This is a genomic window from Photorhabdus kayaii, from assembly GCF_025384895.1.
In the GTDB taxonomy this organism is placed as follows: domain Bacteria; phylum Pseudomonadota; class Gammaproteobacteria; order Enterobacterales; family Enterobacteriaceae; genus Photorhabdus; species Photorhabdus kayaii.
The window spans coordinates 22721-44655 of sequence record NZ_JAJAFZ010000009.1; the positions used below are offsets into that span (position 1 = coordinate 22721).

Annotated in this window: 17 protein-coding genes and 2 pseudogenes; 14 read left to right on the top strand and 5 right to left on the bottom strand. The window is 40.9% G+C overall.

The genetic code is table 11. The features are described 5' to 3' along the window. The first annotated feature begins 32 nt into the window (after window positions 1-32). The 7 genes from LGZ98_RS05385 to LGZ98_RS05415 all read left to right on the top strand — a co-directional run bounded on the left by LGZ98_RS05385 (window position 33) and on the right by LGZ98_RS05415 (window position 10371). The gene (locus tag LGZ98_RS05385; protein WP_011148563.1) at window positions 33-482 is read left to right on the top strand and encodes a DNA polymerase III subunit chi; all 450 of its coding nucleotides are present in this window, start codon (window positions 33-35) and stop codon (window positions 480-482) included. A gap of 13 nt (window positions 483-495) precedes the next feature. After that, complete coding sequence (locus LGZ98_RS05390; protein ID WP_262977801.1) at window positions 496-3393, top strand: valine--tRNA ligase; 2898 nt, start codon at window positions 496-498, stop codon at window positions 3391-3393. A 437-nt stretch (window positions 3394-3830) separates the two neighbouring features. Continuing rightward, the gene (locus LGZ98_RS05395; RefSeq protein ID WP_228903260.1) at window positions 3831-4604 is read left to right on the top strand and encodes an amino acid ABC transporter substrate-binding protein; all 774 of its coding nucleotides are present in this window, start codon (window positions 3831-3833) and stop codon (window positions 4602-4604) included. A gap of 272 nt (window positions 4605-4876) precedes the next feature. Further along, window positions 4877-5578: an amino acid ABC transporter permease gene (locus tag LGZ98_RS05400; protein ID WP_113041599.1), complete on the top strand. Its 702-nt coding sequence runs from the start codon at window positions 4877-4879 to the stop codon at window positions 5576-5578. Then, window positions 5556-6320 (top strand): amino acid ABC transporter ATP-binding protein, encoded by a 765-nt coding sequence (locus tag LGZ98_RS05405; RefSeq protein WP_228903167.1) that lies wholly within the window; start codon window positions 5556-5558, stop codon window positions 6318-6320. Before LGZ98_RS05400 ends, LGZ98_RS05405 begins: the two co-directional genes overlap by 23 nt. Before the next feature lie 73 nt (window positions 6321-6393). After that, the gene (locus tag LGZ98_RS05410) at window positions 6394-7167 is read left to right on the top strand and encodes an amino acid ABC transporter substrate-binding protein (protein WP_113041601.1); all 774 of its coding nucleotides are present in this window, start codon (window positions 6394-6396) and stop codon (window positions 7165-7167) included. 393 nt (window positions 7168-7560) lie between these two features. After that, window positions 7561-10371: an RHS repeat-associated core domain-containing protein gene (locus tag LGZ98_RS05415; protein WP_262977802.1), complete on the top strand. Its 2811-nt coding sequence runs from the start codon at window positions 7561-7563 to the stop codon at window positions 10369-10371. A gap of 241 nt (window positions 10372-10612) precedes the next feature. Here the strand turns inward: LGZ98_RS05415 and rraB are convergent, their stop codons facing one another. Further along, on the bottom strand, window positions 10613-11020 hold the full coding sequence (rraB, locus tag LGZ98_RS05420) for a ribonuclease E inhibitor RraB (RefSeq protein WP_262977803.1): 408 nt from the start codon (window positions 11018-11020) through the stop codon (window positions 10613-10615). Between the two features lie 164 nt (window positions 11021-11184). Here rraB and argF point away from each other — a divergent pair, with 164 nt between their 5' ends. Both argF and pyrB read left to right on the top strand, forming a co-directional pair. Next, window positions 11185-12201 carry an ornithine carbamoyltransferase gene (gene argF / locus LGZ98_RS05425; RefSeq protein ID WP_113041604.1) on the top strand — a complete coding sequence of 339 codons (1017 nt, stop codon included), beginning with the start codon at window positions 11185-11187 and terminating at the stop codon, window positions 12199-12201. 308 nt (window positions 12202-12509) lie between these two features. Further along, window positions 12510-13433, top strand: coding sequence for an aspartate carbamoyltransferase (gene pyrB, locus LGZ98_RS05430; RefSeq protein WP_113041606.1), 924 nt, complete (start codon window positions 12510-12512; stop codon window positions 13431-13433). Here pyrB and LGZ98_RS05435 read toward each other — a convergent pair whose 3' ends face one another. Both LGZ98_RS05435 and LGZ98_RS05440 read right to left on the bottom strand, forming a co-directional pair. Further along, a complete protein-coding gene (locus LGZ98_RS05435) occupies window positions 13434-13670 on the bottom strand; it encodes a hypothetical protein (protein WP_262977804.1) in 237 nt (78 codons plus the stop codon). 11 nt (window positions 13671-13681) lie between these two features. Continuing rightward, the gene (locus LGZ98_RS05440; RefSeq protein ID WP_113041608.1) at window positions 13682-14476 is read right to left on the bottom strand and encodes a sulfite exporter TauE/SafE family protein; all 795 of its coding nucleotides are present in this window, start codon (window positions 14474-14476) and stop codon (window positions 13682-13684) included. A 198-nt stretch (window positions 14477-14674) separates the two neighbouring features. Here LGZ98_RS05440 and LGZ98_RS05445 point away from each other — a divergent pair. Continuing rightward, a pseudogene (locus LGZ98_RS05445) lies at window positions 14675-14788 on the top strand (IS982 family transposase); the annotation flags it as partial. Window positions 14789-16522: 1734 nt separating this feature from the next. Here LGZ98_RS05445 and LGZ98_RS05450 read toward each other — a convergent pair. Continuing rightward, window positions 16523-16763, bottom strand: a pseudogene (locus LGZ98_RS05450) (helix-turn-helix domain-containing protein); the annotation flags it as partial. 851 nt (window positions 16764-17614) lie between these two features. Here LGZ98_RS05450 and pyrI point away from each other — a divergent pair. The 4 genes from pyrI (at window position 17615) to nrdG (ending at window position 21431) form a co-directional block, all read left to right on the top strand. Continuing rightward, complete coding sequence (gene pyrI / locus LGZ98_RS05455; RefSeq protein WP_113041609.1) at window positions 17615-18079, top strand: aspartate carbamoyltransferase regulatory subunit; 465 nt, start codon at window positions 17615-17617, stop codon at window positions 18077-18079. A gap of 93 nt (window positions 18080-18172) precedes the next feature. Next, window positions 18173-18559: a 2-iminobutanoate/2-iminopropanoate deaminase gene (ridA, locus tag LGZ98_RS05460; protein WP_036810177.1), complete on the top strand. Its 387-nt coding sequence runs from the start codon at window positions 18173-18175 to the stop codon at window positions 18557-18559. A gap of 249 nt (window positions 18560-18808) precedes the next feature. Beyond that, window positions 18809-20947 (top strand): anaerobic ribonucleoside-triphosphate reductase, encoded by a 2139-nt coding sequence (gene nrdD, locus LGZ98_RS05465; RefSeq protein ID WP_262977805.1) that lies wholly within the window; start codon window positions 18809-18811, stop codon window positions 20945-20947. Between the two features lie 19 nt (window positions 20948-20966). Further along, a complete protein-coding gene (gene nrdG / locus LGZ98_RS05470; protein WP_113041611.1) occupies window positions 20967-21431 on the top strand; it encodes an anaerobic ribonucleoside-triphosphate reductase-activating protein in 465 nt (154 codons plus the stop codon). A 2-nt stretch (window positions 21432-21433) separates the two neighbouring features. On the opposite strand, the gene LGZ98_RS05475 is transcribed toward nrdG, so the two are convergent. Beyond that, a complete protein-coding gene (locus tag LGZ98_RS05475) occupies window positions 21434-21865 on the bottom strand; it encodes a YhbP family protein (RefSeq protein ID WP_113041612.1) in 432 nt (143 codons plus the stop codon). Window positions 21866-21935 lie beyond the last annotated feature (70 nt).

Genomic DNA, 21935 nt, shown 5'->3' on the forward strand with positions numbered 1-21935 from the left:
TGACAATGCCCTTTCTCCGTAACAGAGACATTATGAAAAGTGCCACGTTTTATTTACTGGAACAGCCATCACCTCAAGCAGATTTGCAAGCGCACGAATGGCTGGCATGCCAGTTTGCGGCTGACCAATGGCGAGCAGGAAAACGGGTGCTAATTGCCTGTGAAAATCAGCAACAGGCAGAAAAGTTAGATGAAGCCTTATGGCAACGGGAGCCTCATCAGTTCGTCCCACATAATCTTGCGGGTGAAGGGCCAAGATATGGCGCACCAGTTGAGTTATGTTGGCCGCAAAAACGGGGAAATGCTCCCCGTGATATCCTAATAAATCTGTTGCCGCAATTTGCAGACTTTGCCACCGCTTTCCATGAAGTGATAGACTTCGTTCCTATAGATGAAAATTTGAAACAGTTGGCGCGTGAACGATATAAATCATATCGCAGCGTCGGCTTTAATTTGACCATGGCAACGCCGCCAACATACTAAGTATCAAGATAAAATGGAAAAAACACCCGCAATTCAAACGCAAGCCGAGCCATCTCTCGATAAAACGTACAATCCTAAAGAAATTGAGCAGCCTCTCTATAACCATTGGGAGAAAAGTGGTTACTTCAAGCCTAACGGCGATACCCGCCGTGAGAGTTTCTGTATTGTTATCCCGCCACCAAACGTGACCGGCAGCCTGCATATGGGCCATGCGTTTCAGCAAACCATTATGGATACCATGATCCGTTATCAACGAATGCAGGGTAAAAATACTTTATGGCAGTCCGGTACTGACCACGCAGGTATTGCTACTCAAATGGTGGTTGAGCGCAAGATCGCAGCAGAAGAAGGCAAAACCCGTCACGATTATGGCCGTGATGCATTTATCGATAAGATTTGGCAGTGGAAAGCAGAATCCGGCGGCACGATTACCAATCAGATGCGTCGTCTGGGCAACTCCGTTGACTGGGAGCGCGAGCGTTTCACTATGGATGAAGGTCTATCCAACGCCGTAAAAGAAGCCTTTGTCCGTTTGTATCGAGAAAATCTCATTTATCGCGGTAAACGTTTGGTTAACTGGGACCCGAAATTGCACACTGCAATTTCCGATCTGGAAGTTGAGAACCGTGAAGTTAAGGGTTCTATGTGGCATCTACGTTATCCATTGGCCGATGGTGTCACAACCGCAGAAGGGAAAGATTACCTGATCGTTGCAACTACCCGGCCTGAAACTATGCTAGGCGATACCGGCGTAGCAGTTAACCCAGAAGATCCGCGCTATAAAGATTTAATCGGCAAAGAAATTATTCTGCCATTAATTAACCGTCGCATTCCTATTATCGGTGATGAACATGCGGATATGGAAAAAGGTACCGGTTGCGTAAAAATTACGCCTGCCCATGACTTCAATGACTATGAAGTCGGTAAGCGCCATGCCCTGCCGATGATCAATATCATGACTCTTGATGGCAACATCCGCCATAAAGCAGAAGTTTTCGATACTCATGGCGAGATTTCTGACACTTACAGCTCTGATATTCCGGCTGAATATCAAGGCATAGAGCGTTTTGCTGCCCGTAAAGCTATCGTGGCAGAGTTCGAAAGACTGGGCCTGCTGGTTGAAATTAAAGCTCATGATCTAACCGTTCCTTATGGCGATCGCGGCGGTGTGGTTATTGAACCTATGCTGACTGATCAATGGTATGTCCGTACTGCGCCTCTGGCGAAAGTGGCTATCGAAGCCGTTGAAAATGGTGATATCCAGTTTGTGCCTAAGCAATATGAAAATATGTATTACTCCTGGATGCGCGATATTCAGGATTGGTGTATCTCTCGCCAATTATGGTGGGGCCACCGCATCCCGGCATGGTATGACGCCAACGGTAATGTCTATGTTGGCCGCAGTGAAGAAGAAGTGCGTCGTGAAAATAATCTGGGCTCAGATATCTCTTTAAACCAAGATGAAGATGTACTGGATACCTGGTTCTCTTCCGGTTTATGGACTTTCTCTACCCTTGGTTGGCCTGAACAAACTGACGCGCTGAAAACTTTCCACCCAACCGATGTGTTGGTGAGTGGCTTTGATATCATCTTTTTCTGGATTGCCCGCATGATCATGATGACCATGCATTTCATCAAAGATGAAAATGGCAAACCTCAGGTTCCCTTTAAGACTGTTTACATGACCGGTCTTATCCGGGATGAAGAAGGTCAGAAGATGTCCAAATCCAAAGGAAATGTTATTGACCCACTGGATATGGTTGACGGTATTTCTCTGGAAGAACTGCTGGAAAAACGCACCGGCAATATGATGCAGCCCCAGTTGGCTGAAAAAATCCGCAAACGTACCGAAAAACAGTTCCCGGCAGGTATTGAAACGCATGGTACCGATGCCCTGCGCTTTACGTTAGCAGCGCTGGCCTCAACAGGTCGTGATATCAACTGGGATATGAAACGCCTGCAAGGTTACCGTAATTTCTGCAACAAATTATGGAACGCTAGCCGCTTTGTTCTGATGAATACAGAAGGTCAGGATTGCGGCCAACATGGCGGCGAAATGGCGCTATCGTTGGCTGATCGTTGGATTCTGGCTGAATTTAACCAGACAGTAAAAGCCTACCGTGAAGCACTAGACACATATCGTTTCGATATGGCGGCCAATATTCTTTATGAATTCACTTGGAACCAGTTCTGTGACTGGTATCTGGAGCTCTCTAAACCGGCAATTAACAAAGGTTCAGAAGCAGAAGTTCGTGGTGCCCGTCATACGCTGATTGAAGTTCTGGAAGGATTACTGCGCTTGGCTCACCCGATTATTCCATTTATCACCGAAACCATCTGGCAGCGAGTGAAAATGGTGAAGGGAATTGAGGCAGATACCATTATGCTGCAACCGTTCCCAGAATTTGCTCAAGAAAAAACTGATGAACTGGCACTGACCGATCTGGAATGGATTAAGGAAGCGATTATTGCAGTACGTAATATCCGTGCTGAAATGAATATCGCACCGGGTAAGCCACTGGAAGTTCTGCTGCGTAATGCCGATGCTGGCGCACAACGCCGTGTAGCAGAAAATCTGAATTTTATTCAGGCAATGGGCCGCTTATCTTCTGTGACTCTTCTGTCTACGGGTGAAGAAGCACCGATTTCTGTCACTAAATTGATTAATGGTGCAGAAGTATTAATCCCAATGGCTGGCTTAGTCGATAAAGAAGCTGAACTAAGCCGCTTAAATAAAGAGATTGAGAAGCTGGATAAAGAGATTGGCACCATTGAAAGTAAGCTGTCAAATGAAGGCTTCGTTAGCCGTGCGCCCGAAGCCGTTGTAGCCAAAGAGCGTGAACGTCTGGCAAGCTGCAATACATCCAAAGAGAAGCTGCTGGCTCAGAAAGAAACAATTGCCGCGTTGTAATATCTTCAAAAAGTAAATTCTCACCAAAGCCACTGACAATGAATTGCAGTGGCTTTTTAATTTAAATAGTAAACGATAAAATTAATAATAAAATATAAATTCAACTCATTCTATATAAACATCATCAAAAATATTGAAAATAACAACACCTACCTCCTTAATATAAGTGAATATTTATTTTATTCATTTTTAAATTTACATATCTTAAATGACAATATGATATAATTTTATTTTATATATAAATCATTATATTTAGCATATTATACAGAGAGTAAAATCATATAAACACATTATTACAAGTAAAAAGGAAACCAATAATGTAATTCTAGTCCAATTAAATACTCAATTATTTATTGTTATGAACAATTTATTTCAGCGGGAATTATTAAGGTAATAATAAATTAATTCACTAATTTATAACTACCCGGAGAAAAAAAATGAAAACACTTCTTACCCTATTATTGGCAAGCACTATCCAATTCGGTCTCGTATATTCAGCTAATGCAGAAACAACCCTTGATAAGATTAAATCCACCGGCACACTCAGAATAGCAACGGAAGGCGCTTATCCACCATTCACTTATCGCGATGCCTCGGGTACTTTAACTGGCTTCGATGTCGATATTGGCCGTGAAATTGCACACCGATTGAATGTCAAACCAACATTTATTGAAGGAAAATGGGACGGACTTATTGCCGGGCTGGATGCCGGACGTTCTGATGCAGTAATTAATCAAATTGCAATTACACCTGAGCGCAAGAAAAAATATGACTTCTCCATCCCCTATATCACATCGCAAGCGGTACTTATCATTAATAAAGATAATAATAACATAAAAAAATTCAGCGATTTAAAAGGCAAAACCTCAGCACATACTCTAACCAACAACTTCGCCCAAATAGCCAGAGATAATGGCGCAGAAATTATCGGCACTAATGGATTTAGTCAAGAAATCGAACTGGTTAGTACCGGCAGAGCCAATGCCACTATTAATGATAGCCTATCTTATCTGGACTATAAGAAGCATAAGCCAAACGCACCAGTAAAAATTGTTGCAGCAACCCCCAATGCAGCTCAAACCGCGGTTTTGCTCCGCAAGGGCGAGTCAGAACTAAAAGTTGCTATTGATAAAGCAATAACTGACATCAAAACCGATGGCACTTACCAGCGTATCTGGACTCAATATTTTGGCGATAATCTTCCCAAATAAGTGAAAGATTATCTTATTCAGATAGACAGTTCCCTAAAAGTTGAATACAAACGCTAACTAGGGAACTTTATCATCAACCATGTTGAATCGAGTAATCAAAAAATATTTTAGACAAATATTATATATATTAATTTATATAAATTTTTTTATATATCCAAAATAACCATATGATATAACTTTATTTTATATATATAAATTGACAGCTTGCAATATGATATTTAAAAAAATCACATATAAATATATTGTTATATTACACACAATAGGGAAAATATATGGAGCCCTCCTGGTTTAATCTAGTACTCGATTCTTTTTGGCCTATGCTTTATGCGGGCTTTACTTTCACTATTCCACTAACTCTTATTACCTTTACTCTCGGTATCATACTGGGTTTTATTGTTGCGCTCATCCGGCTTTATGGGCCGAAACCACTTATTGCTGTCGCCAAATTCTATGTATGGCTGATCCGCGGCACACCGTTGCTGGTACAACTGTTTCTTATTTTTTATGCCTTACCTAGCATTGGCATTACGTTAGGCGCATTTACCTCGGCAGTGATTGGTTTCACGTTAAATATTGGCGCCTATACCTCTGAGATAATTCGCGCCACTTTATTGTCTGTACCAAAAGGGCAGTGGGAAGCGGCTTATTCTATCGGCATGAGCTGGACACAATCATTGCGTCGGATCATTCTACCTCAAGCCGCAAGAATCGCTATCCCACCACTCTCAAACACATTTATTTCACTGGTGAAAGATACTTCACTAGCCTCAGTCATTACCGTACCGGAGCTTTTCCTTGCTGCACAACGTATTGCAGCGGTGACTTATCAACCTCTCATTCTTTATACTGAGGCGGCAATACTTTATCTGATAATCAGTTCAGTATTGTCATCACTACAAGCCCATCTGGAAAAGAAGTTTTCGCAAAAGAGTGACACACAGGAATTAAAAGATGATTCAACTCTCCGGCATTGAAAAAAGTTTTGACGGGCAAAAGGTCCTGAAAAAAATCGATCTTACCATTGAGGAAGGCAGCCTGACCGCACTGATTGGCCCGTCTGGAAGTGGCAAAAGCACGCTATTACGCTGCATCAACTTATTAGAAACTCCCCAGGCTGGAAAGCTCCAGATCGGCAATGAAAGCATGACCTTCACCGGCAAAGGACGGATTGCTCACAAGGATATACAACGGATCCGCCAACAAACCGGCATGGTGTTTCAAAACTTTCAGCTTTTCCCTCACCTCACCGTGATTGAAAACATCATGGAAGGGTTAATCTGGGTTCAGAAATGGTCACGTGAACAGGCCAAACAACGAGCGCTTGAACTACTGGAAAAGGTTGACATGTCACACAAGGCCGATGTCTTTCCAACCACACTATCCGGTGGTCAGCAACAGCGCGTAGCGATTGCCAGGGCACTGGCACCTTCACCTAAAGTGTTATTATGCGACGAGCCAACTTCCGCACTTGATCCGGAATTATCACAGGAAGTTGTTGCCGTATTAAAGCAATTGGCCAAAGAGGGAACTACAATGTTAATGGCTACCCATGATCTGCGTTTGGCAGCAAATCTTGCCCACGACGTCATATTTTTAGAATCCGGGGAGATCGTCGAATCGGGAACGTCGAAAACGATTTTCACTCGCGCCCTTAAACAACGTACTGTGGAATTCGTTTCAACCTTAACCAATACTTTACCGGATTGGGAGATATAACCCACCGTTAAAATAACCTTGCCGTCATTGATCTTACCATCAAATAGATTTCTTAACAGTTTGGAGAAAGAAAATGAAAATGTTGTTTACCGCATTATTAGCGGGTGTCATTCAATTCGGTATTGCATATTCTGCTAATGCAGAATCTGGCCTTGATAACATTAAATCAGCAGGCGTATTCAAAATTGCTACCGAAGGAACCTATCCACCATTTACTTATCACGATGCTTCAGGAGCCTTAACTGGATTTGATATTGATATTGGCCGCGAAATCGCACGACGTCTGAATGTCAAAGCCCAGTTTACCGAAGGCAAGTGGGATGGGCTTATTGCCGGGCTTGATGCCAAACGCTATGACGCGGTACTCAATCAGGTCGCTATTACGCCAGAACGCAAAAAGAAATATGACTTTTCCGCACCGTATATCATATCTAAAGCCGTACTTATCACCCGGCAAAATAATGACAGTATAAAAACGTTTAGCGATCTGAAAGGTAAAACCTCAAGTCATAGCTTAACCAGTAATTACGCCCAGTTAGCAAAACGTTTCGGTGCGGAAATCGTCCCTACCGAAGGATTTAATCAGGCAATCGATTTAGTTGCTACGGGCAGGGCTGATGCCACTATCAACGATAATCTGTCCTATCTCGATTTTAGGAAACACAAACCCAATGCACCGGTAAAAGTTGTCGCGTCCGAACCCAATGGCGATCCAGTCGGTGTGCTAATTCGTAAAGGCGAGCCAGAATTACAAGCCGCTATCGATAAGGCACTAGCCGATATCAAAGCCGATGGCACCTATCTACGCATTTCCACTCAATATTTCGGTACTGATGTTTCTAAATAAGAAAATAACCGCCTCTTCCTACAAGAGGTGGTTATCTATTTATCAATTAATTATCTCTCTTTTTACATTCAAAAAATTTCAATCATTATGAAATTAATCTCTTCTCGTTAACGATTATTTTAAATATATATTCAATGCAGTTATTAATTAATTTACCTTAATCACAATTAAATAATTAAAATATTTATTTCGGTGTAAAAACATCATTTAATAACAATAATTTATTTCCCTATTAGTATTCTATCCTTATCTATTGGAATATTAATTCTCATACTGTCAACCTCAAAAATTATCACGCTATTCTGTTAAAGATTTTACTCATTCCATAGTAAAATCTCAGGCCGTTACTATTAAACCGGCTAACAGATTAAAACAACATTAAGGAACTGCAATATGAGTCGTTACAATTCTGCAATTAACCGAAATACTCCATCTGTCAGCGTACGAGATAATCGAGGATTGAATATACGTACGCTGGAATACCTGCGTACTCAAATTGATGAAACCAATAGCAACGAATTGATCACGCGTTATCAATTTAATACTCAAGGATTTCAAGTAAAAAGCACGGACCCACGTAGATATAAAAATCAGAGTGGCTCAAACTTCACTCGTATCTTTAGTCTCGCTGGTAATACTCTGCGTGAAGAAAGTATCGATGCTGGCCGAACCATTACCTTGAACGATATCGAAGGCCGTCCAGTACTGACTATCAATGCAATCGGCACCCGTCAGACCCATCACTATGAAGGTAATACCTTGCCCGGCCGCTTGCTGGCTGTCACCGAGTCAATACAAAAGAACGAGAAAACTACAGAGCGCTTTATTTGGGCAAACAATACAGATGCAGAGAAAAACCAGAATCTCGCCGGGCAATGTATACGCCATTATGACACGGCGGGGCTGGTACAATTGGAAAGTTTGTCCTTAACCGGCGCGGTCTTATCACAATCCCGTCAATTAATAGCCGACGATCAGGAAGCTGATTGGCGCGGTGATGATGAAAATAGTTGGCGTACAAAACTGAATGACAACATATTCACGACTCAAAATAAAACTGATGCTATTGGTGCTCTACTAACCCAAATCGATGCCAAGGGAAATATACAGCGGCTAGCCTATGATATAGCAAGTCAATTGAAAGGTAGCTGGTTAACATTAAAAGGACAATCCGAAAAAGTTATTGTGCAGTCTATTACCTGGTCAGCAGCCGGACAAAAATTACGAGAAGAACACGCTAATGGCGTTATTACGGAATATACCTATGAACCAGAGACCCAACGATTAATTAACATTACAACCCGCCGGATTAAAGATAGTACAAAACCACTACAGGATTTACGTTATGAATATGATCCCGTTGGCAATGTGATCAATATTCGTAATGATGCAGAAGCAACCCGATTCTGGCGTAATCAGAAAATAGTACCGGAAAATGCGTATGCCTATGATTCTCTGTACCAACTCACCAAAGCAACCGGCCGCGAAATGGCTAACATTGGTCAGCAAGGAAGCCAGCTTCCTCCTTTAATTACCCCTCTTCCTATCGATGACAACACCTATACTAACTATACTCGCACTTATACTTACGACGATAGCGGCAACCTGACACAAATCCGGCATAGTGCTCCAGCAAGTAACAATAACTACACCACAAATATCACTATCTCAAACCGTAATAACCGTGGTGTCCTGAGCACGCTCACCAACGATCCCAATCTCGTTGATACATTCTTTGATGCTGGTGGTCATCAAACCAGTCTGTTATCAGGGCAATCCTTAAACTGGACTCCACGAGGAGAGCTACAACAAGTGAACCAAAGTGGTAACACCGCACACCAGTGGTACCGCTATGACAGTGACGGAATACGGCTACTGAAAATAAATGCACAACAAACATCCAATACCACGCAACAACAACGAGTTACTTACCTGCCAGGATTGGAATTACACACCACACAAAGCGGTGCCAATATCACTGAAGACTTGCAAGTTATTGCTGTCGGGCAAGCAGGAAGAGCACAAGTACGCGTACTACACTGGGAAAAGGGCCAACCTACCGGTATAAATAACGATCAAATCAGATATAACTACGATAATCTTACACACAGCAGCGAATTAGAACTGGATATTCATGGAGAAATTATCAGTTGGGAAGAGTATTACCCCTATGGCGGCACCGCAGTATGGGCGGCGAGAAACCAAGTTGAAGCCGGTTACAAAACCATTCGTTATTCAGGCAAAGAGCGTGATGCAACGGGACTGTACTATTACGGCTACCGTTATTATCAACCGTGGGCCGGTAGATGGTTAAACACTGACCCGGCTGGAACAGTAGATGGCCTGAATTTGTACCGTATGGTAAGAAATAATCCAATGACTGGCATAGATGAAGATGGGCGTATATTTAAAACCGTAGCAACAGGTGCATTAGGCGTTGGCGGTATAGCATACGAACTGTATAAACATAAAAATCAACAAGTTGAAAGACCTCAGATGCCATCTCCTGCTTCTGAATCCTATGGTGATCAACAAGTCAGCAAAATCACTCAAAAAGCGAGTGCTTTAAAAGCAAACTATGACCCGATTAAGCAGATGGCCCATAACATAACGGGACGCAAAGAAGCCGCAGAACATCTCGCACAGGGACAAGTCCCTGGCGCTCAAGCAATAAAAGAAGGAGCAAGTTTAGTCGCAGCTGCCGGAGAGTTTGCCGCGGCTGGCGATGTAGGTGAACTCAACAAAACCGCGCTAACAAAAGCCGCCGGCACCGACGCAATTAATAATTTTAGTCTCACCTTGGACGGTATAAAAAAGGTATTTAAGGCAGGTGCGGCTACCGCTACCGTCACCCCAGAAAAATTGGAAGAGCTGCAAAAAACAACTGATGATTTAAAAGAGGTCGCAACAGATACGCTAATTACCGGGGCATCGCTAGGTGCAACGGTCGGCGCCACACTGGATACCGCCGCCGCAGTTGTGCCACATCCGGTAGCAAAAGTAGCATTCAAAGGTCTGTCATTGGCATGGAAAGTTACTGGAATTGTTCACACCGCAGAAGAATTAAGCGAACTTGCAGAAAAACATAAGGATCTGGTTTCTAATGAGCTAGGACAAGAATTAAAAAGGGAAGTCACCGAAGCAAACCAAATTAGGAGAGGAACTATTCTTTCAAAAGTCAGGGAACATGGTTTGATAAGATAGTCTATTTTAAATGCAATGGTCCTTATTCGCCAAAGCAGATAAGGACTATTTTGTTTTGAATCATATGTATCAATCACGACCAGAACTAACACAGGATTCTTAATATACTGATTATACCCGTCATCTTTCAAGTTGCCTCTTTGTTGGCTGCACTCACTCACCCCGGTCTCATCGTTATCTATGCTCCCGGGGATTCGCTCCCTTGCCGTCGCGATGCATCTTGAAATCCATAGGGTATATACTAATGAAGTCTACTCTCACCCAGCTCCGGCAAATCATCTTCATCTTGCTCATCAGGATCTTCGAAGTAAGTGCCCCAACCGTCATAATTAATGCCAATTTTTTCAGCCAGATTCACTAACTGTTCAACCTGGGCATCGATCAGTTCTGCATTCAATCCACACTCACTGATAACATCACAACACATCAGAATAGTACCATCTTCGACTTCCAATTCTTCCGCATCAGTCACTTCATAACCCAGTTTAAAGGCTTCAACCGCAGCCTTTTCCAACAGACTAAAATCCTCAGCAGAAAAGTGATGCTCAATGGTATAAAGTGCATCTGGATCACTACCATCTTCCAGTAATTCTTCAATAATAAGCCGCGTTTCTTCGCGTTGTTCTTCTAAGTCTCTTTGATTTGCCATACCTAATATCCTCAAGCAGTTGGCCGTCCCAATACTCATTCTCCCACACCACAGGCGGGCTAACCACTGTTTACATCAAAGAAATCCAATACGGAGTTGAAATTGCATTTTTATAGATATAGATTGAATTTAAATGCAAACAATAAATACGGAGACACCAAACAATGAATCCGTTCCATCAGCGTCATTTCCTAAGGTTACTTGATTTTTCCTCAGCAGAAATTCATGCCTTGTTAAGACTATCTGCTGAATTAAAATCGACTAAAAAATCTGGTACAGAAAAAGCCCTGTTAACAGGCAAAAATATTGTGCTGATTTTTGAAAAAGATTCCACCCGTACCCGCTGTTCATTTGAAGTGGCAGCTTACGATCAAGGAGCAAATATCACCTACCTCGGTTCCAGTGGCAACCAGATTGGTCATAAAGAATCGATCAAAGATACCGCCCGTATACTTGGCCGTATGTATGACGGTATTCAATATCGCGGCTATGCCCAGACAATCGTTGAATCACTGGCAAAATATGCAGGTGTTCCAGTATGGAATGGGCTAACAGATGAATTTCACCCTACTCAGCTACTGGCAGATCTGCTAACTATTCAGGAACATCAACCAGAAAAACCGTTGTCAGAAATCAAATTCGCCTACTTGGGGGATGCCCGTAACAATATGGGTAATACCATGCTAGAAGCCGCGGCACTAACGGGTATGGATGTTCGGTTGATTGCCCCTGAAAAGTACTGGCCCAATGCCGCGCTGGTGACTGAATGTCAGAAACTGGCTGAAAAAATAGGAGGCCAAATTACCCTGACGGAAAATATCGCCGAGGGGGTTAAAAATACCGATTTTCTTTATACCGATGTCTGGGTTTCTATGGGCGAGCCAAAAGAAGTTTGGCAACAACGCATTAACCTACTGAAACCTTATCAAGTGAATATGGATATGGTGAACATGACAGGCAATCCACAGGTAAAATTCCTGCACTGTCTGCCAGCATTTCATAATGAAGAAACGACATTAGGCAAACAACTCGCTGCTGAGTTTAATATGTATGGAGGGCTGGAAGTGACTAATGAAGTTTTTGAATCAGAGCACAGTATTGTGTTTGATCAAGCAGAAAATCGCCTACATACCATTAAAGCGGTAATGGTAGCAACTCTAGCAAATGATCTTAAAATCTAATTAGTTGGGATATCCTCAGGATTATGTCTTTAAAGATATGATCCTGCCAATATTATTTTTCTTTGGTCGAATGCTTGCTGTAATATTTTTCACGAGTATAATGCGCCACAATTTGCCGGGAGAAATCATGAAAGACAGCGCTGATTTTTGTCATAAAGCACAACTGCCTGAAAAAAGAAGGCAACTAGCCGTCATTGTTTTCCCGTTGCTAAACCAATCATTTAACGCCCCTCAATGAGGGGCTTTTTTTTGCCCGGTAATCAATTCATGATCGCCACCCGGATGTCAGCATTAGAGGAGAGTGAAAAATGGCTAATCCGTTATATCGCAAACATATCATCTCAATAAATGATCTGAGCCGCGAAGATCTGGAATTGGTGTTGCAGACTGCTGCTGCACTGAAAGCCAGACCACAACCTGAATTGCTGAAACCCAAGGTTATCGCCAGTTGTTTCTTCGAAGCTTCCACCCGCACTCGCCTCTCTTTTGAAACAGCAATCCACCGCCTTGGCGCTTCAGTTGTCGGTTTCTCAGACAGCAGCAACACTTCCCTAGGTAAGAAAGGTGAAACGCTAGCCGATACTATTTCCGTTATCAGCCAATATGTTGACGCCATCGTGATACGCCATCCACAGGAAGGCGCCCCGCGTCTGGCTTCTGAATTTTCCGGTGACACTCCGATTATCAATGCCGGTGACGGCGCCAACCAACATCCGACTCAAACCTTGCTGGATCTGTTCACTATTCAGGAAACTCAGCAACGGCTGGATAGTTTGAATATCGCGATGGTTGGTGATCTGAAATATGGCCGCACGGTCCATTCGCTATCACAAGCGCTGGCGAAATTTAATGGCAACCACTTTTATTTTATCGCCCCGGAAGCGTTGGCAATGCCAAGCCATATTCTTCATATGCTGAATGAAAAAGGTGCAACCTACAGCCAACACGCTAATATTGAAGAAGTATTACCGGAGCTAGATATTCTTTATATGACTCGTGTACAGAAAGAGCGTCTTGATCCATCCGAATATGCCAACGTAAAAGCACAATTTGTTCTGCGTGCTTCCGATCTGATCGGAGCGAAAGAGAACCTCAAAGTTCTGCATCCGTTGCCACGTATTGATGAAATTACTGTCGATGTCGATAAAACGCCCTATGCTTATTATTTCCAACAGGCAGAAAATGGGATTTATGCTCGTCAGGCTCTATTATCTTTAGTTTTAAATGAATGATTAAAGTAAAGAGAATATATTCAATTCGAGAATATAATTGACCATATTAATTTTCAAGTCAATCCAAAATACTTCTTGCCCATTAACGGGCAAGATAAAATTACCTATACCCGTCATCTTCCAAGTTGCCTCTTTGTTGGCTACACTCACCCCGGTCACAGAGCTATCTATGCTCCCGGGGATTCGCTCCCTTGCCGTCGCGATGCATCTTGAAATCCATCGGATATAGGTTATCAAAAGTAAATGTATTACGAAAATAACATACTTAATCCAATAAAATACAATAATACTGTAAAGGCAATTCTTAGTTTTCTTTCTGGAAGCGTATTGGCTAATTTTGTTCCTAACAATGCTCCTGGTATTGTTGGTATTATGAATAGCCAGAGATAATTATAATTTAAAAAACCTATATTTCCAGGTGGTAAGTTGTTTTTATTTAGGCCGAGTGATACCATAAATATTAGTACAAATACAGAATACAACCAGACTACAACAGTTGTTGTCCCTATTGATTTTTTAATATTTAAGCCAATGCTCTCATAATAAGGAACAACAAATGAAGCTGACCCGGACAAAGTTGATATTAATCCTAGTAAAAAACAACCAATATAACGAAATGACCAGCCAAGATCTCTATTTGTATTATTTTGTTGGGTATTGGAAATTAATTTTTGTGTTGACCTAATCGCCAAAATTAATGTTGCTAAAGAAAAGACATATATAACCAATTGGCTTGAAACAACAGTCATGGTAAAACAACCTAGTATTGAGCCGATTATAATTAGTGGAGAAGACCATTTTAGAACATTCCAATCAATATGGTTGTATTTGTGATGTTTAACAATAGCAACTAGACCAGATATCATTAGAGAAGCTATCATCGTTGTGATGCTAGTTTGCATGATATAACTAGAATTTGGGTTAGCATAAGATAAAAATAAATAAATTGTAGGAGTAAAAATCAAACCCGCTCCCCCACCAAAGAGCCCAGATAGTATACTTCCAGCAAATGCAGATATTATAATTAATATATCTATATACATACACGCACCTTACATTAACCCAAATTATGGATAAGAAATTGACGAGAAGCGTTCCAAGAGCAAAGTTTTGGTACACACCAAAAACAGCTCCGAGGTGGAACAGGTTATAGACAAGTTAGCTGAGATTTTCTGTGATGTCGATGATTTCTCCCGTTTTTTCATCCCTCAATGGGAACGATTTTCCCACCTTGCTCAGTAATCAAAGGATTTATGTTGACCGTTTTAGGCGGTTTGATTGTTTATTGCCTTAAATGGAAGAAGCCATCACTGAAAGTTTTCTATTCAGAAGACGATTTTTCAGTGACGGCTTAAACAGAATTCGGGTTGCATTTATAATATTTATTCTTAAATGAAAACAACCTATTAGAAGTGGTAGCGTCTTGATTTTAGAGATTTGATTACGTCCTTCTGTAGCAAAATCAATTCCGCCTTCTATGAAGGCAGATTTTTACTATAGGATAAGCCAATCTCTGCACGAAATAGCTCTACTAAATATTGAATTATCATTTATAACATCTAGCATAGAATAGCTATTTTGTATCAATTCAAGCCTTACTAATTCTGGGTCTGTTTTATCTTGAAATAACCTAGTTGCAGTGTGAAATCCTCGATTGATGCCAAGACCATGTCTAAAGTCTGTGCTAGCTAGACTATCTCCGACAGCGCAAGCTGTTACTGAAGAAATTTGATTATGTAATGAATTATTATCATTCGAAAAGATAAGATTAATTTTTGTTGTTACTTTATTTGTTGATAACCATCTCTCGGTTCTAGATGGTACAAAAATAACTCTAATTTTCATTAAATCTAAAAAGTTTTCTTCAAGATTAGCATATGTGTTTTCTATAGTTACTCTTTTATCTATTATCCTACGAACGACTAAAGCAAGACTGTCTGCCTCTGACCAATTGAAACCTTGCAAGTAATTAATGAATTCTAATCCATTAATACCGGAAAGTTTATTTCTTCTAATCGTATTGAATAAGTCAACTGCTCTTTTATATAGAAAATGATCTTTCTTAAGAGATGTTATTTTGTCTAAGAATGGTGGTAATTTTATTGAAAAAGGTGTTGTATCAAATTTCAGAAATGGCAATTTAGTACTCGTGTGATTTATAGAATACCCACATTCTTCAAAAAATTCACTAAATTTATCAGATGGATATGAGAATTCAGCTACAGATGAGTTTCCTTCGCTAAAAAAGATTGTATTTTCATGACAGTCATGAAATTCAGTTTTTTTATTTTCAACATGAGACATTTCATGTTCTGGCCAGGTCATTTTTAGAGCTGAACCATATTCATACTCACTTTCGAATTGAATGCCTATTGTTTTATTCATTAAGATGGAATGATAACCAGTTGCATCTACAATTAATTCCGGGTTTAAATTTTTTAAAATACTATTATCATCAAAGTGCTCTGTAAAAATAGAAATTGAAACAATATCATTGTCAGAAGATATATCTTTTAATCCTACCATAAAAAAACGATTTTTATAAAATTTTTCCATATTTTCTAGAATGGTGGATTGTATGTTTTTTATACTCATGTGATCTAAATCACTATACTTCTTCCGATTATCTTCATAATCTTCTTTAAGTACTCCATGAGGACACTTTTTCACTATTTCTGGAAGATAAGAGAGAGAAAAAAGCTTTCGATGAAATTGTACAACCATTGATCTTTCTGCCCAGCCTTTAAAGGTGTAAGCAGAAATAAATCGCTTATCTAATATCAATACATTTTCCGCAAAATTATTTTCTAATATTTTAAAAGCAGAAAATAGACCAATTGGGCCAGCCCCTAAGACAATAACCGTTTCGTATTTATTATTCATATATACCCACTTAACTTGAAGATGCAGGATTCTAAACCTGGAAGTTGTCATTAATACGGTACGACAGGTTCCCGGCAAGTTCCGGTAATATTTCCGTAAAAAAGCGATGTATTTATCCCACTCTTCTTTTACAAGACGGATAACAACCTGTGTGGTGGGCAGAAGATTCGCAGTCAGATAAGCAATAAGTGCCTGAATCTGTGTTTCGCTGAGATAGTCCTGAGAGCCGCCATTTTCGGGCTTCCATTTGCGGTGATTAAGGTAATCGCTGATATGACGATTAACGGTCGTTTCATGAAGACGCAGAGCCTGAGCGATCATCACTGAACTCCAGCCCTCAGAGGCCAGCAGAATCGCTTTGATACGATCACATTCCCTCTTATCACGACAGGTGTGATGGAGGTGTTCAAGTTCGGCTTTTTGTCCATCGGTAATGAATATTTCCATGACTGATACCATGAGCCTTATTTTGGGGAAAACCAAACAGTTTCAATAAGCACGGGTATATTTCCGTATAATTAAAACAACTTTTAGTTAAAAAATAAAATTTAATTTTTGCAAGCCCTCTTTTTAAGTTAAAAAGATAGATACGTTTCTTAGTATTTTTTAAAAACTCTTGAATTTTATATAACTCAATTAGAGCATTCTTTAATCTCCCTTGGATTCACATTATAAGATTAAATACTGAACGAACCATGTTCTCCATTTAAAAGTAATATCATGGGTAAATTGATTTTCTTTTTTAAATAGCACCCATTTATAGAAAATGGCGTGTTCATAAGTGGATTTTTTATATATTAAAAAACATGCTTTCATTTTAAATCATTTCAAAAAAAATTAATACTGTTTTTATATGAATTTGCTTTTTTTATTTCAAGTATTTATTTTTCATTTTATTAATTATACCAACTTATTATTAACTTTTAATATATTTACAGAAAAGTAATATTTTTAGTTATTAACCGTCATTCCACACCTAATTCCTGATTTAAAATAAGTATCTCTCGACCAGCTAGCCGGCTTTCATGGGGCATACCGCTGCCTTTCTGTACTTCAAAATGAAATTTCACTATTTCTGTGCTAACTCACGCTCTCTGCGGGGATATGGCTTTCTGATATTCCTTGATAGATTGTCCTGTCAGGAGGAGATTGGGAATAATTTGTAGTACTGAATCACCGACGCTTTATCTGGATAAACGAGGTACCACCGCCTAAAATGGAAGACGTGTCGATTCTTAATAATATTCTGGAGGATGAATACAGAAAGTTGTCACTAAAATGTATTCATATAAAACACGATGACCCAAGATCATAAACTACAAGTCGAAGCGATTAGATGCGGTACGGTGATTGACCATATCCCGGCTCAGGTCGGCTTCAAACTACTCTCTCTGTTTAAGCTAACTGAAACCGATCAACGCATTACCATCGGCCTGAATTTACCTTCCAATCAACTAGGTAAAAAAGATCTCATCAAAATCGAAAATACATTCCTGACAGAACAGCAAGCTAACCAACTTGCTATGTATGCGCCGAATGCCACAGTGAACTGTATTGAAGACTATGAAGTTGTGAAGAAACTCCCCATTAACTTGCCTGAGCGTATCGATAGCGTATTAGTCTGCCCTAACAGCAACTGCATCAGCCACAATGAACCCGTAGAAAGCAGTTTTCGAGTCAAAGTGACAACGGAAGATGTGGTGCTAACCTGCAAATACTGCGAGAAAGAATTTGACCGCAATGTGGTGATACTCAACGAATAAATGATCTAATGTCAGTTGCTGAGGCAAAAGCGAACACTATAATAGTACCCTTGATGAAATATTCATTCAGTTATCACATTAACAGGAGAACCTATGTCATACGAGATTAATACCAATAAAGCCCCTGCTGCAATTGGTCCATATGTTCAGGGTGTTGATCTAGGCAATATGGTCATCACTTCCGGCCAGATTCCAGTCAACCCAGAAACAGGTGATGTCGCAGAAGATATCGCCGCTCAAGCTCGTCAATCACTGGAAAATGTTAAAGCTATCGTTGAGAAAGCCGGTCTCACTGTAGGTGACATTGTTAAAACAACTGTCTTCGTTAAAGACCTGAATGACTTCGGTACCGTTAACGCAACTTATGAAGCATTCTTCAAAGAACACAATGCATCTTTCCCGGCACGTTCTTGTGTTGAAGTAGCTCGTCTACCAAAAGACGTTAAAATCGAAATCGAAGCTATCGCGATTCGTAAATAATCCCTGCCCTGTTTTCTACAACCCCTTGGTTAGTTACTGACCAAGGGGTTGTACTTCTCACTGGACCTTAAATATTAAGTCTTCATTCTTTGTTTCAGATCAAATGAGATCGTGATTATCTCACCGAAAATTACTATATATTGTGTTTAAATATAAAAATAAATCCATATATAGTAATATCTATCTTTAAGCTGGATATCAAAACGAGAATAGTTGCCCTTTTGGATAACATTCTCAAGGAGTCATATTGTGAAAACTGTTGTGATAAAACGGGATGGTCGCCAGGTACCATTTGATGAAACACGTATCAGAGATACCGTAAAACGGGCCACTTCTGCCGTTGGCATGACGGATGATGAGTATTGTATCCAAGTTGCATCCACAGTAACGCAATCAATGGCTAACTACAGGCAAGTTGATGCACAAGATATTCAAAACGCAATAGAAAAGCAATTGATAGCAGACAACCATAAGCACCTTGCCCATCGCTATATTCAATATCGTCACGACAGAGATACTGTCCGAGAATTACACAGCCGACTTAATCAAGAAATCCGTGGTTTAATTGAACAGAGTAACGTTCCCCTGCTCAATGAGAACGCCAATAAAGACAGCAAAGTGATTCCAACTCAACGGGATCTGCTGGCCGGGATTGTTGCTAAAAATTATGCCAAACAATATATTCTGCCGCGTAATGTGGTATTGGCTCACGGAAGAGGCGAAATCCACTATCATGATCTCGATTATTCCCCCTTTTTCCCAATGTTTAACTGTATGCTAATCGACCTAAAAGGCATGCTAACCAGTGGGTTCAAAATGGGTAATGCCGAAATAGAACCACCAAAATCCATTTCAACCGCAACAGCGGTAACGGCTCAAATTATCGCTCAGGTTGCCAGCCATATTTATGGCGGTACCACCATCAATCGTATAGATGAAGTATTAGCCCCCTTCGTTAAAGCCAGCTATGAAAAACACTTGGCGATTGCCGAAGAGTGGGATATCACCAATAAAAAATCTTATGCCGAAGTACGAACAGAAAAAGAGTGTTATGACGCTTTTCAATCACTGGAATATGAAGTTAATACACTGCATACCGCCAACGGACAAACTCCTTTTGTCACTTTTGGCTTTGGTCTGGGTACATCAAAAGAATCCCGTCTAATCCAACAATCTATTCTGCGTAACCGCATTACTGGTTTGGGTAAGAACCACAAAACAGCGGTGTTCCCCAAACTGGTATTTGCTATCCGTGATGGCCTAAATCACAAACTCGGCGATCCTAACTACGATATCAAGCAACTGGCTCTCAAATGTGCCAGTAAGCGCATGTACCCAGATATTCTTAACTATGATCAAGTGGTTAAGGTCACAGGCTCCTTTAAAACCCCAATGGGTTGTCGCAGTTTCCTCGGTGTTTATGAGGAAAAGGGGGAACAAATTCATGAAGGACGCAATAACTTAGGGGTTATCAGTTTGAACCTGCCTCGGATAGCTATCGAAGCCAAAGGAGATGAAAAACATTTCTGGCAATTACTAGACAAACGTCTGGCACTGACAAAGCAAGCACTAATGACCCGTGTTACCCGCTTGGAAAGTGTCAAAGCACGAGTTGCACCAATCCTTTATATGGAAGGTGCCTGCGGGGTTCGCTTGAAAGCCGATGATCATATCGCTGAAATCTTCAAGCATGGCCGGGCTTCTATCTCCCTAGGCTATATTGGTATTCATGAGACCATTAACGCATTGTATGGCAATCAAGTTCATCTATTTGATGATCAACAATTACGTGTAAAAGCACTCTCAATTGTTGATCATCTGCGAAAAGCCACTGATCAATGGAAAAAAGAGACAGGTTACGGTTTCAGTTTGTACAGCACACCAAGTGAAAATCTATGTGACCGTTTCTGCCGCCTTGACACCGCTGAGTTTGGAGTGATTGAAGGAGTGACAGACAAAGGTTATTACACCAACAGCTTCCATCTTGACGTTGAAAAGAAGGTCAATCCTTATGACAAATTGAATTTTGAAGCCCCTTATCCACCACTAACAAATGGCGGTTTTATCTGTTACGGCGAATATCCTAATTTGCAACATAATCTAAAAGCACTGGAAGATGTCTGGGATTACAGCTACTCACGTGTCCCTTATTACGGTACCAATACCCCCATCGACGAATGCTATGACTGTGGATTCGCCGGTGAATTCTCCTGTACCAGTAAAGGGTTTACCTGTCCACGTTGTGGCAATCATGAACCTTCCAGAGTATCAGTCATCCGCCGCGTCTGTGGTTATCTGGGAAGTCCCGATGCCCGCCCATTCAATGCAGGCAAACAAGAAGAAGTGAAACGCAGAGTAAAACATCTGACAAATGGGCAATTAGGCTAATTTAAGGCAGGCTGACAACGTGAATTACCACCAATACTACTCTGTTGATGTGGTCAACGGCCCCGGAACCCGCTGCACACTATTTGTCGCGGGGTGCGAACATCAATGCCCCGGTTGTTATAACAAAAGTACCTGGCGGGTGCACTCCGGCCAACCATTTACGCAGGAAATGGAAGACCGTGTAATTTTTGATTTACAGGACAAACGCATTAAACGACAAGGACTGTCTTTATCTGGTGGAGATCCCCTACATCCACACAACACATCCGCAATCCTGAAATTGGTAAAACGGGTTAAAGCAGAGTGCCCAGACAAGGACATTTGGCTTTGGACGGGTTATCGGCTAAAGGGACTTAGCGAAATTCAACGGGAAATTACCAGCTATATTAATGTGCTAGTGGATGGCAAGTTTATACAAGATCTTTATGAACCCGGTTTACTATGGCGTGGTAGCTACAACCAGATTATTCATAGATTAAGATAATTTTATCGCTGCCAGCAGATTTTTTTACCAAATCCAAGCGTATTATCAGTCATCTTTATTTCATTGAGATTCAGTTGCCAAATAGGTGTTTTAACAGCAATTGCCACAGGAAAACGGCGGCAATAACGTGCTCTGGCCGCTTTATCTTTTTCACCCTCAAGACGAATGACTTCTCCTTTGAACTGAATACCTTTTATCTGTGCAATATTACGAATCTGCCCGGCAATAGTACCTGCAACCTGTGGATTTACCTGTATCATTTCACCGTGGCGAGTATGACGTTCAGTCATAAACCAGAAGGCTATTTCATCGGCATTGAAAACATAGAAACAATTTGCGCACCAAATATCATCACCGGTTGCTGTACAAAGTGTTAGAACATGCTGTCTTGCGAGGTATCTGTGGATAATCTGAAAGTTTTCAGTCGCGTTCACTCTCTCTCCAATAGCAGGATTGTATCTGCCTAGAAGCGCAGAACCACGCCGGGATAAACATCATCCTACG